Raw genomic sequence first — 19,604 nt, 5'->3', positions numbered from 1 at the left:
AATAAGCCGGAAATTTTCCGGAATCTCAATTGTAGAATCAACGGAGTTTCAAAACAGCCTACTCCACATCATTTTTAATATATCTTCTCTCTTTATACAAATATATGATAATTCTTCATGCGGGAAGAGTTGGAAAACAGTTTTTCTTATGGGGTGAAAGCCCGGCCGAAAGTGAAACTCCGGTTGTTCGGCGTGGGAGAAAGCCTAAAAAGCCGGTTGTAAAACCTTATCCCTACGATTCCGACTCTGAAAACCTGTCTCCTGCTCTTGAGCTACTGCTGGACAGCGCTGGCCGGAAAGAGGTGGAGAAAATTAGTGTCTGGATTCCGACAACAGGTGGGAATCCGGTCCCTTCCAGCCCTCTTGTTGCTGAAATTCCTGACTCGAAAGCAGAACCTGCACTGGCTCCCTGGACTGTTCACGCATATCCTCTGGAAGCTGAAGAAGCTATTGTTCTCCTCTGTGCCTGTATGGGAAAAAGGGTTCTGGCTCCCGGCGTAATCCCGGGAAATGACCTTATCTGGTGGGCAGAAGCCCTGAAATTTGCAGGCTCGCTGGTAGCAGGACAAAAATACCTGCCTGGCGTCCGGGGGGAGGAAGGAGAATACAGGGCTTTCTGGGAACCCGTATTTTCCGGAGAAGATGCAGGAGAACTGGCAAAGCTGGTAAAGCAAATGCCCCCTGCTGCAAGGGCTCTTACTCCTGAAGCTTCTTCCATGCTGCCGGAAATGCCTGCTTCTTTAGTGGCCAGGCAGTTTATCGAAGATTCTCTTGACTGGATAGTCCGGTCTGAGATCGGAGAAAAAAAGCTTACAAAAGAGATCCGCAAAAGAAAATCCTTTGATAGTGTCCACGATGCCTGGGTTTCTGCTCTTAAAAGTCCTGACGGGCTAATCTATGGAGACGAAAAAGAACTTTTGCAACTTGCGGCCCGGACCCGTGAATGGCAGCGCCCTCTCAATATCCTTACTACTTCCCCTTTCAGGTTCTGTTTCCGTCTGGAAGAACCAGCTGCGGAAGAAGAAACCGAAGAAAATGAAGATGGGAGAGGAGATACTAAAAAAGGCAGGGAAGGAATAGCTGATATCGAAGTTCCCGAAGGACACTGGTATGTCCGCTACCTGCTCCAGTCCTACGAAGACCCGAGCCTTCTGATCCCTGTAAAAGAAGCCTGGAAGCCAAAGAAGGGCAGCCCGTTGAAAAGATATGATGTGAAAAACATTCGCCAGTTTCTGTTATCTTCCCTCGGGCAGGCTTCCAGTATCAGTGCAGGAATTGCTTCCAGCCTTGAAGCTCCCGACCCATCCGGATATTCCCTTGATACGAAAGAGGCTTACCGCTTCCTGACTGAAAGTGCAGTGAATTTAAGCCAGGCCGGTTTTGGGTTGCTTCTCCCTGGCTGGTGGACCCGTAAAGGTACAAAAACTCACTTAAAAGCCCAGGCTAAGGTTAAGGGCAAGAAGTTACAGGCCGGAAGCGGGCTGACCCTTGAAAAGGTTGTCAGCTTTGACTGGGAAATCGCCCTGGGGGACAGGGTACTAACAATCAAAGAACTGCAGGCTCTTGCAAAGCTTAAAGCTCCGCTTGTGAAAGTCCGTGGGCAGTGGGTCGAGGTAAACGATGCGGAAATCCGGGCTGCTCTAGAGTTCTGGCAGAAGAACCCTCATGGGGAAGCAAGCCTGCGCGAAGTTATAAAGCTAGCTGTGGGCGCTTCCGAAAAAGCCGACGGTGTGGACGTTGAAGGGCTCAATGCGACCGGCTGGATTGGAGAATTAATTAACCGCTTAAAGGATAAAGCCGGATTTGAAGAACTTCCGGCTCCCAATGGATTTTCAGGAACCCTTCGGCCCTACCAATTTCGAGGTTACTCCTGGCTGGCTTTCCTGAGGCAATGGGGCATAGGAGCTTGCCTTGCAGATGACATGGGGCTTGGTAAAACAGTCCAGACTCTTGCTCTTATCCAGCATGACCTGGAACAGGTTGAAGAAAAGGTTGATGGACGTAAAGCCACAAAACCGGTTCTTCTGGTCTGTCCGACCTCTGTTATCAACAACTGGAAAAAAGAGGCTGCTCGCTTTACCCCGGAACTTTCGGTAATGGTTCACCACGGGACCAGCCGGAAAAAGGAAGAGGAATTTAGAATGGAAGCAATGAACCATGCTATTGTTATCTCAAGCTATGGGCTTCTGCAGCGGGACGTTAAGTTTTTAAAAGGGGTTCCCTGGGCCGGAGCAGTACTTGATGAAGCCCAGAACATCAAAAACCCGGAAACTAAACAGGCAAAGGCGGCCAGGGCTCTGAAAGCCGATTACCGCATAGCTCTAACAGGGACTCCGGTTGAAAACAATGTAGGTGACCTCTGGTCCATTATGGAGTTTTTAAACCCCGGTTTCCTTGGCAGCCAGGCTGGTTTCAAGCGGAATTTCTTTATTCCCATTCAGGCCGAAAGGGATCCGGAAGCTGCAAGGAGGCTGAAAGAAATTACGGGTCCTTTCATCCTGCGCCGCTTGAAGACCGATACTTCAATTATCTCCGACCTTCCGGAAAAAATGGAGATGAAAACCTATTGTACTCTGACAAAAGAACAGGCTTCTCTCTATGCTGCGGTCCTTGAAGACATCGAAGAGACAATGGAAGAAGCTGAAGAAGGCATCCAGAGAAAAGGTATAATTCTATCTGCTCTTTCCAGACTTAAGCAGGTCTGCAACCACCCGGCACAGTTTTTGAAGGATAACTCCGGCATCCCGGGAAGGTCAGGAAAACTTGTAAGACTTACCGAAATACTGGATGTAGTTCTGGAAAACAGGGAAAAAGCCCTTATTTTTACCCAGTTTGCTGAGATGGGCAGAATGCTAAAAGAGCACTTACAGGCAAGTTTTGGCTGTGAAGTCCTTTTCCTGCACGGCGGAGTTCCGAGAAAGCAGAGGGACATGATGCTTGAACGCTTCCAAGAGGGAAAAGAGTACCTCCCTATCTTTGTCCTCTCTCTCAAAGCCGGAGGAACGGGGCTTAACCTTACAGGGGCCAACCATGTTTTTCACTTCGACCGCTGGTGGAACCCGGCTGTAGAAAATCAGGCAACCGACAGGGCGTTCCGTATAGGCCAGACGAAAAACGTTGAGGTGCATAAGTTCATCTGTGCAGGCACGCTTGAAGAAAAAATAGATGAGATTATCGAGCGCAAAGTGCAGATTGCAGAGAATGTTGTCGGAACAGGTGAAGATTGGCTAACAGAACTTTCCGATGAGGAATTGAAGGACATTCTTGCCCTTCGAGAAGAAGCGGTAGGTGAATAAAATGGCAACTTACTGGGATGGCTATGGTAATTACGAGCCCACAAAGCCAATCGAGGTCAAAGGGGGCATCAAGGCAAAATCCAAACGCGGAAGCTTTGCCCAGAGCTGGTGGGCAAAACGCTGGATCAAAACTCTTGAAAGCTTTAATATGGGGGCCAGGTTGGGCCGCGGAAAAAGCTATGCACGTAAAGGTCAGGTAACTTCCATTAAAATAGAGGCCGGGCTCGTGAGGGCCAAAGTCCAGGGTTCAAACCCCACACCTTACTCAGTAACGATCAAAGTCCGGACCCTAACAGGTTCCGAATGGGAACTACTTGCAGAAAAAATTGCCATGAAACCTATCTTTGCGGCAAAGCTTCTCGCAGGCGAGATGCCGGAAGATATTGACTCCGCATTCAGGGAAACAGGTCTTTCCCTTTTTCCTGAAACACTCGATGACCTTGAAACCGACTGCTCCTGCCCTGACTGGTCAAATCCATGTAAGCACATTGCAGCCGTTTACTATCTACTCGGGGAAGAATTTGATAGGGATCCCTTCCTTATCTTTAAGCTAAGAGGTGTGGACATGGAGGATTTTATGTCCATTCTTGGAAAGGGCTTTGTTCCGGAAACTGCGGACCGGGTAGCAGAAGCGGGGGTTCTTAAAGAAAGGCCTGATGATAAAACCGGAGCTGCACTCGAAGCTGAAATCTCTCCTGTTTTTCCTGAGCCTCTGCCCATTGACCCGGAAGTTTTCTGGGGCAGGCTCCCTGAAAGTCCTGGAGAGGGAAAAAGCCCTTCCCTTGAGGCTCACATCCCTCAGGCTCCAGCTGCCCTTCCAAAAAGGCTTGGAAAATTCCCCTTCTGGTGCGGCGAAGAAGATTTGCTTGAAGTGCTGGAGGAAATCTACAAAAAAGCTTCACCTGCAGGGATGATGATTTTCCTTGGAGAACGTAAATGAATGCTTTTGCATATTTTTCTTCAAAGTAAGCAAAATTTTACGCTGACAAGCAAAATTAACGTTCTGTATACAATTATGGTCCATTTACAATCAGGTACGGAATTTGTTGATATTAAATGACTACTGAAATCATACATCCTGCGCTCTACAACGGCCCTCTTACTTCTTACGGGCTTCTTCTTGCATGGAAGTGTCAGGCAGGCTACTCTTCTGTGCCGTATTTTTGTCTTTTATTGGCGGCAAATCAGTAGCTGACATAAATATGGTTTGCAATTTCCCTGTCCACGGCATACCGGGTCTGGTCTACCTCAAAGAGATAGGAGGGGGAGCGCCTGAGCAGTGTGACAGGCATACCGGGCAGGATACCCATTGCTATCAGTTTCTGTAAAATCCCTGCATTTTTTGTTTCCAGACTGGAGATCTTTCCGGCTTTTCGGGGTTCCATTGACGAAAGTGTGGTAGTTTTCAAGGTGTTATTCAGGGAGATATGTGAATTTTCTGCTATCATTTAAAGAGGCTCCTTATTAGCTGTATTATCTTTGCTTCTTTTACAAGTTCGTACCCGCAGGAAGGGCAGCACTGTTTGCTGCAGTTGTGCAGTTTTCCGCAGCCGGTACATTTCGATTCATTTGCTTTTTCAAATTCGCTTCCGCAGAGAGGGCAGTTCACAGGCTCACCCCCAGCGCTGTCAGGAGAGTGTTTACTATAAAGCCTACGAGGAAGGCAGAGGGGAAGATGAATCCTGAGATCGCAAGGGCCATTTTAAATCCTCTCTCCTTTATGGTCATCATGAACTGGGCAATACAGGGCATAAAGAGGGTGAGAGTGACTGCCGCAACTACAAGCTGCACGCCTGTAAGCAACCCGGCATCATGCATTCCGTAAAGCCCTGCTGCCCCGAAATCTCTCCTGAAAAAGCCGAAGAGAAAAATATCGGCAGCATCAGAAGGAAGCCCGATCCAGACGGTCGGGTATTCCATTGCTTTCAGGGCAATGGCAAAAATCCCTGTAAGCCTGCCTATCCAGATCAGTACGCTTGCCAGCACAAAGAGAGGCAGGACTTCAAGGAAGTACCAGTGCATTCTTGAGTAAGTCTTCACGGCTATGTTTGAAAGCCGCGGAATCCTGAGAGGAGGCATCTCGAGAATGAATGTCGGAGCCTCTCCTGGCAGGATTCTCGCAGCCAGGTATCCTATGAAAACAAACTCAAGCACTATCACACCTGCCCAGATAAGCAGTCCATTCGGGTTTCCAGATAGGATGGAAAGAATAATGCCAAGCTGTGCCGAGCAGGGGATGGCAAGAGCCAGCAGGATGGTTGAAATAAGCCTTTCCCTTCTTGTTTCAAGGGTCCGCGTGACCATGGTAGCCATTGTGGAACAACCAAAGCCGAGTACCATTGGAATTACCGCTCTTCCACTGAGCCCTATTTTTTTGAACATACTGTCCAGGAGCAGGCCCAGCCTGGGGAGATATCCCGTATCCTCGATAATTGAGAACACAAGGAAGAAAGCTCCCACTATCGGCAAAATAAGAGCAATTGCATAGGTTACTGCCTGCGTAAATATTCCATACTCCCCTACAAAAAGGTCCTGCAGGGCAGGGTAGGGTACAAGGGATGTGAACCATGCGGTCACCAGGGGGTTTATATGCTCTCCGAATACTGTATTCTCCAGGAAGTCAACAAGAATGCCTGCTGCAAAAACGCCTACGAAACGGTAAAGTCCTAAATAGAGTACAAGAAGCAGCACCGGGATACCAAACAAGGGATGAGTCAGCACGCTGTCGATTTTTTCTGCGAGCAGGACCTTTTTCCGGGCCTTTTCCCTCTTTTCGGTTTTTTCTTTTTGCCCGGTCTCTCTTTCCTTAGTTTCTTTATCCGTATCCTGTACTTCCATTACCTGTTCCACTATTCTGTTTACAATTTCCTGCCTCTTGAGGGTGAAAAGGTAGGAAAGAGGGATTCCAGCCTTTTCCGAAGCCGTTTCTGCAAGTCTCTGAAACTCCTCAAAGCTGTTTCTTCTGCTTTCATTTTTCTCGTTTTTGTCCCTGTATGCCTCTTCAGGACTGCATACAACATCAAGTGCTGTCCTATCTCCCTGAAGAAGCAGGAGGGAAAGGGATCTTTTTGATATTCCAGTTTCCTCTGCAGTTTTTAACAAGCCTTCTGCTTCCGAGATGTATGGCTCTATTTCCTGCCCGTAATCAGTTTCCTGCGAAATTCTCTCGTATTTCTTATGAGTGAATTCCATAATTGAAGTTTTGAGTTCTTCAATTCCTTTTCCTTCACTTGAAACCGTGCCTACTACCGGAATTCCGAGGGCTTTGCTGAGCCCCTGTATATCAATTTCTATTCCCCTTTCCTCAGCTTCGTCCATCATATTCAGGACAAGGATAAGGGGAGTCCCGGCTTCAAGGAGCTGGAGTGTGAAAGAGAGCATGCGCCTGAGATTTCTTGCATCCACTACATGCAGGCAGACAAAGGCTTTCTCTTCAAAAAGCAGGCGCTGTGAGACTCTTTCTTCTTCGCTTACAGGGAGAAGGGAATACATTCCGGGTGTATCAATAAATTCATATTCCATCTCTCCTATCCTGCCTTTTCCCCGGCTGATCTCAACTGAGGTTCCTGGATAATTAGAAACTATAGTATAACTTCCGGAAAGGGCATTAAAAAGGCTGCTTTTTCCCACATTAGGGCTTCCTACAAGTACTATTTTAGGTAGCCCTTTACCTGGCATGCACTCCTTTTTTCCACGGCAACACTCTTTTTCAGGACAGATAAGTGGCAGTTTCATCTTTAACTCTCATTTTTAGGCAGACCTAAATCTCTATTTTAGCCATATTTAGGTACACCTAATATTTAAAGTTAATGAAGATCCTCTTGACTTTTTATATAATCGCCTTGATTAAAAACAGAGTCGTTAAAAATGCTTCATTTAAGAATATATCCTCTAAAAAGTCCTTATTTGAGAAGGCTAAAAACCAGGATTCTCTAAAAAAGGATTCTCTAAAAAAGGAGCAGCTAAAAAAGGAGCAGCTAAAAATAGCTTTTAGCCTGAGATTATGTTTTCACAGTTATTTCTCAAACTCCTATTTTTCTTTAATTTTTATTTCTCTGCTCATGTCTCTGAAGTATTCGAACAGATCTTTTCCCCATTCGATTGCCCCTGGTTCGAAGCTAATTATATACTGGCGATCAAACCTTCCGCTTTCATTAAACAACCCCAGAAGCATTATTTTATCAGAAGACACAACGACTGCAGGGATATCCGCTTCTTTTTTGTCCAGAATAAAGAGACTCGCGTTCTTCATTCTGAGAAATTCTTTCCCTTCTTTTTTGAAATCCTCTGCAAGCCGTAAGTATACGGATTCGCTCAGGACAAGGGAGATCTCAATACCTCTTCTGGCAAGCTCCAGGAAAAAGGCAGGGAATTGCGGGTGAAAATAAGAGAAAAACATGAGGATATGGTTCGAGTTAGAAGTATGCTTCACGAATTCCGGGTTAAGATCAAAAGTATGGCTCAGGTCCGGTTCTATCAGGCGATAATTTCCAAGCTCGCTGATCCGTTTCATAAGATGAAGGGGAATAGGTGTGAGCCTTCTGTCTGCCCAGAATTCCTCATTTTTCTCAAAAACCTCCAGGGTCTCAAGAAGAGGCTGCATTTTTTCTATTACAATTTCTCCTATCAGGCTGAGGCGATACACGCCGTTTTCGTGGATTACAAGGTTCTGCTCCTTCAGCTTCTTTATCTGGGGAAGGAGAGCGGTTCTTGGAACTTGAAGCCTGTCAAGGATCTCCTGGGTATTCTTTGGTCCTTCCTTCAATAGCAGGAGAAAAGCTTTTCTCTTTTCTGAAAACAGGATCAAATCAAGCAAGTTTGGGTTCATTTACTCTCGCCGCCCGGAAGTGAAAGAAGGGTTTATTTTCCGGTTTTGGTTCTCTATAGAGTTAATGAATATCAAGCCGATAATAAAGATGTCGAAATTATTTGAATCCATGTTCAGGTCCGTTCCATCAGCACGAAAAGCCTGTAGTACGGTGAATATGAAGTAACTGATAAAGAAACCGGGAACCGGATGTAACCTTAAATTGGGCTCACCGGGAAACTTTGATATAGATGCTGGTGAGAATGGGTGAAATCATACTCAAGGGTAAACTAGCTTCAAGGTAGAAGGAATTATTTCATCGATGTTGTGCATTTCTAATCACATTGATGATGTGAGCTTTTTATAATTAGCAGGCGAGTTTTATCATTAACAATGTGAGGAAGGGCAATGGAGAAAGAAAAACTATATCAGCTGAAATCCGATGCAAACAAGATAAGTCCTATTCTTAATATTGGAAAGAATGGGGTCACTGAAACTCTGATCGAAGAACTGAATAAAAAATTAAAAGCTAACAGGCTTGTAAAGGTCAGGGTACTTAAGAGCGCAGAAGAAGGAAAAGATCTGAAAACTATTGCAGATGAGATTGCCGAAGCTACAAGATCCACACTGATTGACGTACGTGGCAGGACAGTTGTGCTGTATAGGTAATAATTTCAGGGAGAAGCGGCTAATTAGCAGTACTCGATTAAAGGTACTTGATTAAAGGTGCTTGATTAAAGGTACTTGATTAAAGGTACTTGATTAAAGGTACTCGATTAAAGGTACTTGATTAGCGCTGTTCAAGTTGGAACCTTAATAGTATTGTAGTAAGTATTATAATGTAAGTATCATAATTGAAAATGTCTGAGTAATCGAAATACTCCACATTTAACCTTCTCCCTGAAGTATCGTTTTTTCGAGTTATTTTACAGGCGAGAAGTTTATCTTCATAGGTAAAAAACACATTCTTATCTTTTATAATGAAGAACAAAGTTTTTCTGTAGAAGTGCCTCTAATAGTTAAGGTTCGTAAGTGTGGGCCGTTTAAATATAAATTATTATATAACATTATTATATATTTCCCCAGTATTATGTAAGTTACTTATATGTTACTTATGTTGAAAAAATTAGCTGTAAAAGTTTAAAAGTTTATTCGTACACAAGCCCACAGGATCTCACTATTTGAGATTGATCCCATACCGCTGTACATAAAAATTAACGGATAAACGATTTAGATCATCATAAGCACTAAAGTGCCTGAAACCCCCCTGAGACGGTTGAGCTGGGTTACTTCTGCTTTCTTTTTATTTTGAGATGCAGCGGGGCAGACCGCACCCACCATCCGGAGAGATTATTATGCTTGAAGATGAGTATCAACTTGACTTTTTCAAAAACAACGGTTTCGTCCGGAAACAGTGCCACAAATGCGGCAAATTCTTCTGGACGCGTGACCCTGAAAGAAATACATGCGGAGATGCGCCCTGTGATCCTTATTCCTTCATAGGAAGCCCTGTCTTTTCCAGGGAATTTGATATCTCAGAGATGCGCGAATATTACCTTTCCTTCTTTGAAGCAAGAGGGCATACAAGGATTGCTCGCTATCCTGTGGTCGCCCGCTGGAGGGATGATATTTACCTCACCATAGCTTCAATTGCAGACTTCCAGCCTTTCGTAACTTCAGGACAGGTACCACCTCCCGCAAATCCCCTGACAATTTCGCAGCCCTGCATCAGGTTAAATGACCTTGACTCCGTGGGCAGGAGCGGGCGCCACCTGACAAACTTTGAGATGATGGCGCATCATGCTTTCAACAAAAGGGACAATGAAATTTACTGGAAAGAACATACCCTGGAACTCTGCGACGAGCTCCTGACATCTCTCAAGGTCGACCCCTTTGCCGTGACCTACAAAGAAGAGCCGTGGGCAGGCGGAGGCAACGCCGGGCCCTGTGTGGAGGTTATCGTTCATGGGCTCGAACTTGCTACCCTTGTTTTCATGGACCTGAAGACCGACAAAAAAGGAGATATCCTGATTAAAGGAGAGACCTACTCGAAGATGGACAATTACATCGTGGACACCGGGTATGGTCTCGAGCGTTTTGTCTGGGCTTCCAAAGGTTCTCCCACCATCTATGATGCGCTTTTCCCTGGCATAGTAAACGAGCTCATGGGGCTTGCAGGGCTTGAACATGAACTGAATAACTCCGAGTATGCAAACATTCTGGCGCAGAATGCCCGTCTTGCAGGGTTTATGGATGTCAGTGAAAAGGCAAACCTTATGGAACTCAGGAAAAAGGTTGCCTCAAGCATCGGGATGACAGTAGACAAACTCTCGGCTATTATGGAACCCGTAGAGAAGGTCTATGCAATCACCGACCACACCCGATGCCTGACCTTCATGCTCGGAGACGGAATTATCCCTTCCAATGTTAAAGCAGGATACCTGGCACGCCTTGTATTGAGAAGGACGCTTCGCATGATGAAAGACCTTGATATCAGGCTCCCGCTCTCTGAAATCGTGGATATGCACATAAAGAATATGCCCGAGTATCCTGAGTTCAAGAATAACTTCCCTGTCATTCAGGAAATTCTGGAATCCGAGGAGGAAAAGTTCAACGCTACCATGGAGAGGGGGCGCAGGATCATCCAGAAATCGGCATCCCATTTCAAGAAGACTGGAGAAAAAGTTCCTCTGTCCCAGTTAACCGAACTCTACGACTCACACGGCATACCGCCAGAGATGGCAAAAGAAGTTGCAGCCGAGATTGGGGTAGAAGTAGAGTTCCCTGACAATTTCTATTCCATCATTGGTGAACTGCACAACAAGGCTGAAGAAAAGGAAGAACAGGTAATTCCTTTTGCAGAAAGGCTCAAACACCTTCCTAAGACCAAACGCCGCTTCTATGACGAGCCCACCCGTCTGGAATTCGAGGCGGTTGTCCTTGATGTGTTTGATAATCATATAGTAATGGACAACACATTCTTCTATGCGGAAGGCGGAGGGCAGCCTGCAGATATCGGAACTATCACTGCCGGAGATGCCGTGTACAGAGTTGTGGATGTTCAGGTATATGAGGGTGTAATCGTACATACAGTTGATATTCCAGGCAGGGAACTTGAGATCACCAAAGGCGATATTATCACCGGCAAGGTCGATGAAAAGCGCAGGATGGCTCTTGCAAGGCACCACACAGCAACTCATATTGTTAATGATGCCGCCCGAAAGGTTCTAGGCAAACATATCTGGCAGGCCGGTGCCCAGAAGTTTGAGGACCACTCCAGGCTTGACCTTTCTCATTATAGACACATCTCTCCTCAGGAAATCAGGCAAATCGAGCTTCTTGCCAATCGCATGGTTATGGAAAACAAACGTGTGGTTACGGAATGGATGCCGAGGACTGAAGCTGAGCAGGTATATGGTTTCGGGCTCTATCAGGGTGGAGTGCCTCCTGGAGAAAAGATCAGGATTGTAAAGGTCGGAGATGATGTGGAAGCCTGCGGTGGGACCCACTGCCTGAGTACTGGTATCATCGGTCCTATCAAAATCCTGAAGGCAGAAAGGATTCAGGATGGTGTGGAGAGGATCGAGTTTGCAGCCGGAGCTGCAGCAGTGCGTGCCATGCAAAAAATGGAATCGCTTCTTGTTGATTCAGCAAAGACCCTGAGTGTACCTCCGGAACACCTCCCGGTAAGTGTAGAACGTTTCTTCGGGGAATGGAAAGACCTCAAGAAAGAAAACGAAAGGCTTAAAGAAGAACTTGCCCGGTCCAGGGTTTACAGAATGCTCGGGGATGCTTCTGAGGTTGCAGGCCTCAGGGTTGTTGCCGAACCTGTTCTCGGAGCAGACTCTCTTGAGCTTCAGAAGATGGCTACGGAACTCCTGAAACACGAAAACGTAGTCGCTCTTCTTGCAAGCGATGTTGAAGGTGTCAAGCTTGTAGCTTCTGCTGGAGAAAAAGCCCTGAAATATGGAATTAATGCCGGTAACCTTGTCCGCGAGATGTCAAAGATTGTCGGCGGAGGCGGAGGCGGGAAGCCTGCTCTTGCAATGGGCGGCGGAACTGACCCCACAAGAATTCAGGACGCTCTTGCCAGAGGGCTTGAGCTTGTGAAAGACACCTGCAAAGAAGCTTAAGAAATCAAACAGATCAATCAGATCGATATCAGGTTGAGCGGCTCAATAAAATTAGCAAATCAACCCAGCCGAATGGTCCGATTAAAACAGATAGTCAAAGTAGATTGAGCCAATCAAAATGGATTGAGCCCCAAACCAAAAACTGTCACCGGGTTTTAAAGCCCGGTTTTTTATCTTTTTTTACCTTCATTTACCTTCATTTGTCTTCTTTATCATTCTTTATCTTTTTCAGACCTTAAAAAGCACTTCACAGAGGATCGCAACGTCATCTTTCACAAAAAGGTGTACGGTTTTTTTCCCTTCAAGACCTTTTTCTACTTCATTTCGAACTTCCCAGTAGTCCTCAGGCTTTACGCCTGCCCGAAGTACGACACTTCCTACATTCCTGTCCTTCAGGAACTTATTGATCTCTCGGGGCTCAAAGGGGCTGACCTTCAGGACCAGGTAATGGTGTTTGATCATTGATTGCTTGATCAGGGCATCGGATGTCAGTAAAAGCCTCTTTTTATCAACCCTGAAAAGTTCAAAAGCTCCCATAATAGGTCCTGCCATCTGCATCATAGATTCAATAAGCTCAGGCAACAGCCCTGCTGCGACTACTGAGGGTTCGGGTTCATAGGCGCAGAGTTTCATCCTTTCCGTTTCCCTTATCTGCGGGAGCGGCATATTCTTTGAGACCAGTCCTTCGCCTGCAGGAAGAGCCACAGCGAGCCGGTCATATTGTTTTAACCCGCCGAAGTAAAGAGTCAGGCGGTTGAGCTGCCCCTCCAGGGAAATATACTCTTTTTCGCAATCAAAAGGAATCCTTTCCGGAGGCATCTGGGGAGGAGCTTCGAAGGCGAAATTCTCTGTCTTTTCCCCATAAGCCGAAAGCACATTCGGGATTCCAGGCTCAAGGCTTGAAACATGTCTCTCATCCTCTTCGGCAGGGCGGAAAGGGTCTGAAAAAACCACATCTACTGCCGGGATCTGCTCGATAACTTTCGGGTCAAGGGCGTCCCCGCAGATGAATTTTACATTGTCAAGCCCGTACATTGCGCAGTTCTGTTTTGCATACTCGATTTTTTTAGGGTCGATTTCCACTGCATACACGAACTCGCACTGCTGCGCAAAAAAGACGGTTTGTCCTCCTATCCCGCAGCTAATATCAGCAAGAGTCCTGCATCTCAGGCGCTGCGCTCTGTAGCGGGCAATAGGCTCAGGTGTTGCAAAGCGCACGCTTTCCTTATCCCCGTGCAGGGGTTTTTCAAATTGTTTTCTCCGTGCCACATCGATCAGAGGAGTAGTAGGAATTTTATGAGATTTAAAGGCAACTGAAAAGCGAGAGATGTACTTCTTCCTAAATCACATACCATATTTTAGTAGAGATTACTTGTAAATCCAACATTTCTGTCTTCACATATGTTTTCAATTGATCATGGATGACAAATAAATAAATAAATAAATAAATAAATAAGTAAATAACTAAATAAATAAGTAAATAACTAAATAAATAAGTAAATAACTAAATAAATAAGTAAATAACTAAATAACTAATAATAATAATAATAATAATAATAAAAATTAAAAAAGTGAAAATAGCTTAGAATTAGCAAATACTGGATTCCGTTTTCCATTTCTCCATCTGTTCTTCACGCCATTTTTCGATCGCTCTCCAGATAGGCAGAGGATCAATACCGTGAGTTTTGATGTATTCATCCCGCATGTACTCATTCATATTTCCATCTACAAAGCGTAATGTAGCCTGATCCGCCATAAGCCTCGCACCTGTCGGTATTGCTGCAGGATTTATGCAGACATCCGCACAGTAGCGCCATTCCTCTCCGCCACCTTCTGACTCTATCCTGAAAGGTTTTCCACAGTTCGGACAGACCCCAATCATTCTCTGATCCTCTTTATTGTCCATGTTTCCCCCTGTATGACCGGAAAAAATTCCAGCCCTTCTAAATATTCGTATAATATTATATATTCTGTTGCATATATCTCTTTTGTCTATAGTCCAGATCCTTTTTTCTCTCGATCCCTGTTCTGGTGGACTTTGCTCTCGAATATCTCAGTATAATTCTGCGTCTTTGAAAAAAGAATTTCAATCTTTGCTTTAGTGGACCCTGCTGACGAATCAATCATAGCCGGGAAAACGTTCTTGCTTTATCTGCTCCTTCGGTATTCCCATCTCCCTTAAAAGCGAGACCATTGCATCTACCATCTTCTGTGGGCCGCTTGTATAGAATGTGCGTTCTATATAATCTGGCATAAATTTTTTTACCATTTCGGCATTGATCCTTCCCATCACTCCCTTCCAGTCCAGTCCGGGTCTGGTAATCGTTTCAATTACTTTTATATTAGGGTTCTCCCTCTGCATACCTTCCAGCTCATCCCTGAAGGCTATATCACTCTCACGGCTATTAGAGTAAAACAGGATTATGCTGGCATTCAACTCCTGGTCGACCGAATATTTGATCATGCTTCGCAGTGGAGCTATACCTATGCCTCCTGAGAGCATGCCTACCTTATCATACTCTCCCTGGAAAGTGAAGGCGCCATAAGGCCCTTTTATAGAAACCCTGTCACCCAAATTCAGGCCTGCCAGAGCATTCGAGAAGGGATGGCCTGTCAGCCTCTTAGTTATCTCAAGGAAGCCTTCAGTAGGGCTACTGGATAATGTAAAATGTTTTGTAATCCTGTCAGGACCGTCGCCTAGAGTTATGAATACATACTGGCCAGCAAGGTAATGGAACCTCTGAGGCTTTTCAAACCTTATACTCTTTATATCAGGTGTTCTCTGGATGGTCTCAACTACAATAGTTTCAAAAGTCATTTTCTTCACCCATGCTAATTGACGGTTACCTGAAAGGCGTATCTCTCTATAATCATATTAAGTCGATAAATAATAAAGGTTATCGACTCCTCTTTTAGAATTCGAAAAACAAAAAATACAGGCCGGTTTAAGAATCTCTGCCGCCTGCATCGTCATAAGCTCTTTTCCTACAATTTCTCGCAGTTTCGGAACAAGAGCCCTGACTTTTTCTTCATCGCCAACCGCCTCCACAACTACTGGAAGTTCATTGCTCCACTCCAGGATTTTTAAGGTGTGAATCTTCCCATCCGTTTCGTAACCTTCAATTCCTCTGGGCAGAGTTGCGCCGCTAATGCTGGAATCGCGCAAAAGTTTGAGGACTGCTTCATGGACAGATTTGCCGTGGTAGGTTGAGTTTTGTTTCAGCCGACCTTCCGCAGATGTCTTCAAAAAAATAACATTTTTCCTGTTATCGTTTTTGGAGAATTATTCAAAAATCTGTAGGTATTATCCCAATTGAAGCTTAGGGAAATGGGTGCTGGAAGTTTTCAATGCAGGCAAAAGAGCGAAAATTGTGGGATATTTCAAAAACACATGTTTGAGTAACCAGGACGGTTTTCAGAAAAAACGATAGCAGGAAAAATTATGGAAATTGAAAGAACATCTGCGGAAAGTGGGTTTCAGGTATATGCGGAGAAGTGTGGAAGACATGTTTAAACCTCATTTTTTAATCGTGCTTTAAACTTGAAGGTGAGTGTGAGTCTTTTGAAAAAACTAATTTTATTTTTTATTTTCCCATACAGGAGATAAATTTGATCAAAAATGATTCTGAATCTCAAAAATGATTCTGAATCCCAAAAATAGCTCTGAATTCTCAAAAAAGAGTCGGAAAATTCCGGCAATTCTACGTTAATTCGAAAAGAAAATGTAATGGGGGAGATTTGAATTATTCTCCCTTTATTATCCTTGCAATATCATTCCCTACATCGGAAGTGCTGCTTCTGCCGCCCATGTCATAGGTTTTGACTTTACTGTCCAGGATATTTCTCTGGATTGCATTGACTATGTTGTCTGCAGCTTCCTTTTCTCCGAGCTGTTCTATGAGCATTGAGCCTGCCCAGATTGTGGCAATCGGGTTGACTTTGTTGAGTCCCTTGTATTTCGGGGCTGAACCGTGGATTGGCTCAAACATGCTTGTGCCGTTCGGGTTGATGTTTCCGCCCGGGGCAAGGCCGAGGCCGCCCTGGATCATGGCGCCAAGGTCGGTGATAATGTCTCCGAACATGTTCGGGGTTACGACTACATCGAACCATTCAGGGTTTTTCACAAACCACATTGTAATGGCGTCAACGAAGTTGAAGTCCGTGGTAACGCCAGGATGCTTTTCAGCAACTGCACTGAACTCTTCTCTCCATAAGCCGTAGATATCGGAAAGAACGTTTGCCTTATCAACAGATGAGACGTGTTTTTTCTGGTTTTCGGCAAGGTCAAAGGCGTACTCGATAACCCTTTTTGTACCTTCTTTGGAGATCAGGCCGATCTGGTACCCTATTTCTTCGCTGTCGGTCTCTATATCAAGGCCGAATTTTGCGGAGTAAAGTGTTCTTTTGACTTCAAGGAGGTCTTTACTCTCTCCTTTTTTTGCCCTGCCGCCGATTCCTACATAAAAGTCTTCGGTGTTTTCTCTGACCACGACAAAGTCGATGTCTTTTGAGGTCTTGTCCTTGATTGGGGTCCAGACTCCTTCCAGGAGTTTTATCGGGCGCAGGTTGACGTACTGGTCAAAATAAAAGCGCGCAGTTAATAAGATTCCCTTTTCAAGAATCCCGGGGGCAATCCTCGGGTCTCCGATGGAGCCAAGGTAAATGGCAGGGTAGCCGGATAATTCCTTTAAGGTCTCTTCCGAAATCAGTTCTCCCGTTTCCAGGTAATGGTCTGCTCCATGCGGATATTCAATCCATTCTACATCAAAACCGAATCTCTCGCCCGCGGCATCTATTACTTTTTTACCTTCGGCGATGATTTCTGGGCCTATCCCATCTCCGGGGAGGACCGGAATCTTATACTGCGTCATGTTTGTACTCCTTTCAAATTTACAGGCAAAACTGCCTTCTTACTGCGAGATGTCAAACGTGGATCAGGTCTGTCTCTGGACAGATTTCCTGTTTCTCAGCGCTCAGAGACCATTTTCCGGGCATACTCTATAAGCCCTCCCTTATCCACTATCTCGCGGACAAAATCCGGAAGGGGGGTTGCTTGATAGGTCTCTCCTTTTGTTTTGTTTTGAATGACCCCTGTTGAAAGGTCTACTTCAAGTTCGTCTCCGTCATCGATCCTGTCCGTATCAGGGCATTCAAGGACCGGGACTCCGATGTTGATTGCATTCCTGAAAAAGATCCTTGCAAAAGATTTTGCGATCACACAGGATACCTTTGACCCTTTAAGGGCAAGGGGTGCATGTTCGCGCGAGGATCCGCACCCGAAATTGCTTCCTGCGACCACGATATCATTTTCATGAACATTTTTTGCAAAATCAGGGCGTACACCTTCAAATGTATACTTAGCAAGCTCTTCCGGGGTATTGAAAATCAGGTACCTTCCGGAAATTACTGCATCCGTATCCACGTCATCTCCGAATTTCCAGGCTCTTCCTTTCATAAAATCACCAGTAATTTGCTGTAATTAGTGCTGTTGATATAAATGCTGTTGATAAAATGCTCACAGCCTGTAACTCAGCTAAACTTACAGGGTTGAAGTATCACAGGTAATATTTAAAATTATTTTCTGACAGGTTACAGAACAGGTTAACAATTTCTGCCTTTTTGTGACTTCTCTTACCCGAAAAACTTTGGTAAACAAATGCTCTGCCTTAAGTTAATTGATCCGGGTTTTGAGCTGCTGTCTCTTCTTTTTCCTCTCTGCACGGCTCAAGGGCACTTGGCTCTCCTCCTCCGTGCCAGCTTCTTCTGGGGCGGATACGTACCATATGGACAGACTCTGAATGGTCATCTACTATCAATGCAGCTCCCCTTTCACTCCCCATTTTCTTCAGGTATGCCCTGAGGCTCTCCTGCATATAAAGGGGTCTGGAGGTTTCAAGGGCAAGGATATCATCACTTGAAGTGAGGCGGTGGCAGATAAGAAGGTCGCTCTGCGAGACAACATCAGGGTGAAGGCTTGCTGGTCTCTGGGTTGCCAGTACAAGAGAGAGTCCGGGCTGCCTACCCTGCCTGAGGCAGCGATTAATAAGCACTTCCGAAGCAAGGCTTTCTCTCCCGGCGGGAACGAAGATATGGGCTTCATCTATGAAAAGCCAGACCATCGGAAACTCTTCTCCCTCTGTTTTTTCTCCCATCTGCTTTTTTTCATAAGCTCTTCTTGCTTCAAGCCTCTCTGCATAAAGCCTGCCCGCAAGAATTGATACTGCCGCAGCGCAGACGTTTTCATTTTCAAGGGAGCTTACATCAAGGACTGTTGTCCTGCCCCCTGATATTAGTTCTGACAGAAGGGTCCCTTCCTTTGAAAACAGGCCCCATGACTTCACAGCTCTGAAATAGTTTTCAGCAGCCCCTTTTGATGCTGAATCCGAACGCGTATCCAGGAATATCTCACTGATAATATCCTCAAAAGAATACGTCTCGCCTTTCTCCCGGAGGGATTCAACAGTCCTTACAAGCAGAATCCCGAGAGGAGAAACTTCTTCAATCTTGAGGGTCCTGCACCACTGGCTTCCGGAGAGTTCCCGAATTGAAATTGAAAAAGGCTTTACTTCTATGTTTCGCTTTTTATAAGCCTCAACCTTTCCTGATGGCACGAAGACCTCAGTCTTGAGCCCAGTGGGCACAATACTCCAGCTTTTCAGTCTCCCCGTTTCGGAAGTATTTGGATAAATCATTGTCCAGAATATTCCCATAGTATCGATGATAAGGGATGCAAGTTTTCCCCTGATCGCAGGAGGGAGAATGGCTAGTTCTTCCAGCATGCACCCCATGGTATAGGATTTCCCGTATCCTCTTTTCCCACAGATCAAAACAGCATGAGGTTTAAGCGCATCCAGATAAACGGCAGCTCCCCTCGAATGGTCAAGCGCCATATAATTTCCAAGAAACAGGAGCCCTTCTCCATCATTTTCTTCATTACCAAACACACGCAATGACCCGCTGAATTTTCCCTCAAAAGCAGGCCTGAACTCTTTATTTTCACCTTTAGGCATCTTTAATAGTATCGGACTGGCAACTACTTAAAATAATTTGTTTAGATTGGATGAGATAAAAATCCTGATTTTTAAGTTTTTCAGACCTGAATTTTGTTCTTAGTATTTTTTAATCTCGTTTTAAATGTTGCTTTGAGTTTCCGCCTCATTATATTGTTGAATATGGTTTTACTATTTATTTGATTACCGGTCTTCTTCTTGATGCTCCTATTTTTTCAAAAATGCTCAGGTCGAAACGAAAAACCCGATGTGTGTTTTTTCTGAATAGAAATATTTATTTATTCGCGGGATAAAAGTAAGTTCCGCAGAATGTACGCTTGATTCTGCGCAATTATTAATTTGCTGGCAATTTGTGCCA

15 protein-coding genes are annotated in these 19,604 nt (G+C 45.1%); 4 read left to right on the top strand and 11 right to left on the bottom strand.

Going from position 1 to position 19,604, the window contains the following annotated elements:
• The first annotated feature begins 104 nt into the window (after positions 1–104).
• Complete coding sequence (locus ACZ5A8_RS20920; protein ID WP_464531317.1) at positions 105–3,296, top strand: DEAD/DEAH box helicase; 3,192 nt, start codon at positions 105–107, stop codon at positions 3,294–3,296.
• 1 nt (position 3,297) lies between these two features.
• Entirely contained in the window at positions 3,298–4,236 is a 939-nt protein-coding gene (locus ACZ5A8_RS20915; protein WP_464534240.1) for an SWIM zinc finger family protein, read from the top strand.
• 244 nt (positions 4,237–4,480) lie between these two features.
• Here ACZ5A8_RS20915 and ACZ5A8_RS20910 read toward each other — a convergent pair whose 3' ends face one another.
• The 4 genes from ACZ5A8_RS20910 to ACZ5A8_RS20895 form a co-directional block, all read right to left on the bottom strand.
• Positions 4,481–4,744: a FeoA family protein gene (locus ACZ5A8_RS20910; RefSeq protein WP_464531316.1), complete on the bottom strand. Its 264-nt coding sequence runs from the start codon at positions 4,742–4,744 to the stop codon at positions 4,481–4,483.
• Complete coding sequence (locus tag ACZ5A8_RS20905) at positions 4,741–4,905, bottom strand: toprim domain-containing protein (RefSeq protein ID WP_229389446.1); 165 nt, start codon at positions 4,903–4,905, stop codon at positions 4,741–4,743. The genes ACZ5A8_RS20910 and ACZ5A8_RS20905 overlap by 4 nt, the downstream gene beginning before the upstream one ends.
• Positions 4,902–7,031 (bottom strand): ferrous iron transport protein B, encoded by a 2,130-nt coding sequence (feoB, locus tag ACZ5A8_RS20900; RefSeq protein ID WP_464531314.1) that lies wholly within the window; start codon positions 7,029–7,031, stop codon positions 4,902–4,904. Before feoB ends, ACZ5A8_RS20905 begins: the two co-directional genes overlap by 4 nt.
• Positions 7,032–7,326: 295 nt before the next feature.
• A complete protein-coding gene (locus ACZ5A8_RS20895; protein WP_464531313.1) occupies positions 7,327–8,124 on the bottom strand; it encodes a helix-turn-helix transcriptional regulator in 798 nt (265 codons plus the stop codon).
• 387 nt (positions 8,125–8,511) lie between these two features.
• On the opposite strand from ACZ5A8_RS20895, the gene ACZ5A8_RS20890 reads away from it, so the two are divergent.
• Both ACZ5A8_RS20890 and alaS read left to right on the top strand, forming a co-directional pair.
• Positions 8,512–8,772 carry a YhbY family RNA-binding protein gene (locus ACZ5A8_RS20890; protein WP_464531312.1) on the top strand — a complete coding sequence of 87 codons (261 nt, stop codon included), beginning with the start codon at positions 8,512–8,514 and terminating at the stop codon, positions 8,770–8,772.
• 686 nt (positions 8,773–9,458) lie between these two features.
• Entirely contained in the window at positions 9,459–12,236 is a 2,778-nt protein-coding gene (gene alaS, locus ACZ5A8_RS20885; protein ID WP_464531310.1) for an alanine--tRNA ligase, read from the top strand.
• Positions 12,237–12,464: 228 nt separating this feature from the next.
• Here the strand turns inward: alaS and ACZ5A8_RS20880 are convergent, their stop codons facing one another.
• The 7 genes from ACZ5A8_RS20880 to ACZ5A8_RS20850 all read right to left on the bottom strand — a co-directional run bounded on the left by ACZ5A8_RS20880 (position 12,465) and on the right by ACZ5A8_RS20850 (position 19,246).
• Entirely contained in the window at positions 12,465–13,505 is a 1,041-nt protein-coding gene (locus tag ACZ5A8_RS20880) for a class I SAM-dependent methyltransferase (protein ID WP_464531309.1), read from the bottom strand.
• A gap of 319 nt (positions 13,506–13,824) precedes the next feature.
• Positions 13,825–14,142, bottom strand: coding sequence for a hypothetical protein (locus tag ACZ5A8_RS20875; RefSeq protein WP_322224298.1), 318 nt, complete (start codon positions 14,140–14,142; stop codon positions 13,825–13,827).
• A gap of 213 nt (positions 14,143–14,355) precedes the next feature.
• The gene (locus ACZ5A8_RS20870; RefSeq protein WP_464531308.1) at positions 14,356–15,054 is read right to left on the bottom strand and encodes a ferredoxin--NADP reductase; all 699 of its coding nucleotides are present in this window, start codon (positions 15,052–15,054) and stop codon (positions 14,356–14,358) included.
• A gap of 57 nt (positions 15,055–15,111) precedes the next feature.
• Complete coding sequence (locus ACZ5A8_RS20865) at positions 15,112–15,483, bottom strand: DUF190 domain-containing protein (RefSeq protein ID WP_464531306.1); 372 nt, start codon at positions 15,481–15,483, stop codon at positions 15,112–15,114.
• 496 nt (positions 15,484–15,979) lie between these two features.
• A complete protein-coding gene (locus tag ACZ5A8_RS20860) occupies positions 15,980–17,107 on the bottom strand; it encodes an isocitrate/isopropylmalate dehydrogenase family protein (protein WP_229389464.1) in 1,128 nt (375 codons plus the stop codon).
• A 95-nt stretch (positions 17,108–17,202) separates the two neighbouring features.
• Complete coding sequence (locus tag ACZ5A8_RS20855; protein ID WP_229389466.1) at positions 17,203–17,691, bottom strand: 3-isopropylmalate dehydratase small subunit; 489 nt, start codon at positions 17,689–17,691, stop codon at positions 17,203–17,205.
• 211 nt (positions 17,692–17,902) lie between these two features.
• The gene (locus ACZ5A8_RS20850) at positions 17,903–19,246 is read right to left on the bottom strand and encodes an ATP-binding protein (RefSeq protein WP_464531305.1); all 1,344 of its coding nucleotides are present in this window, start codon (positions 19,244–19,246) and stop codon (positions 17,903–17,905) included.
• Between the last annotated feature and the right edge of the window lie 358 nt (positions 19,247–19,604).

It is taken from the genome of Methanosarcina subterranea (assembly GCF_055385895.1).
This window is presented reverse-complemented; position numbering and strand designations above follow the sequence as displayed.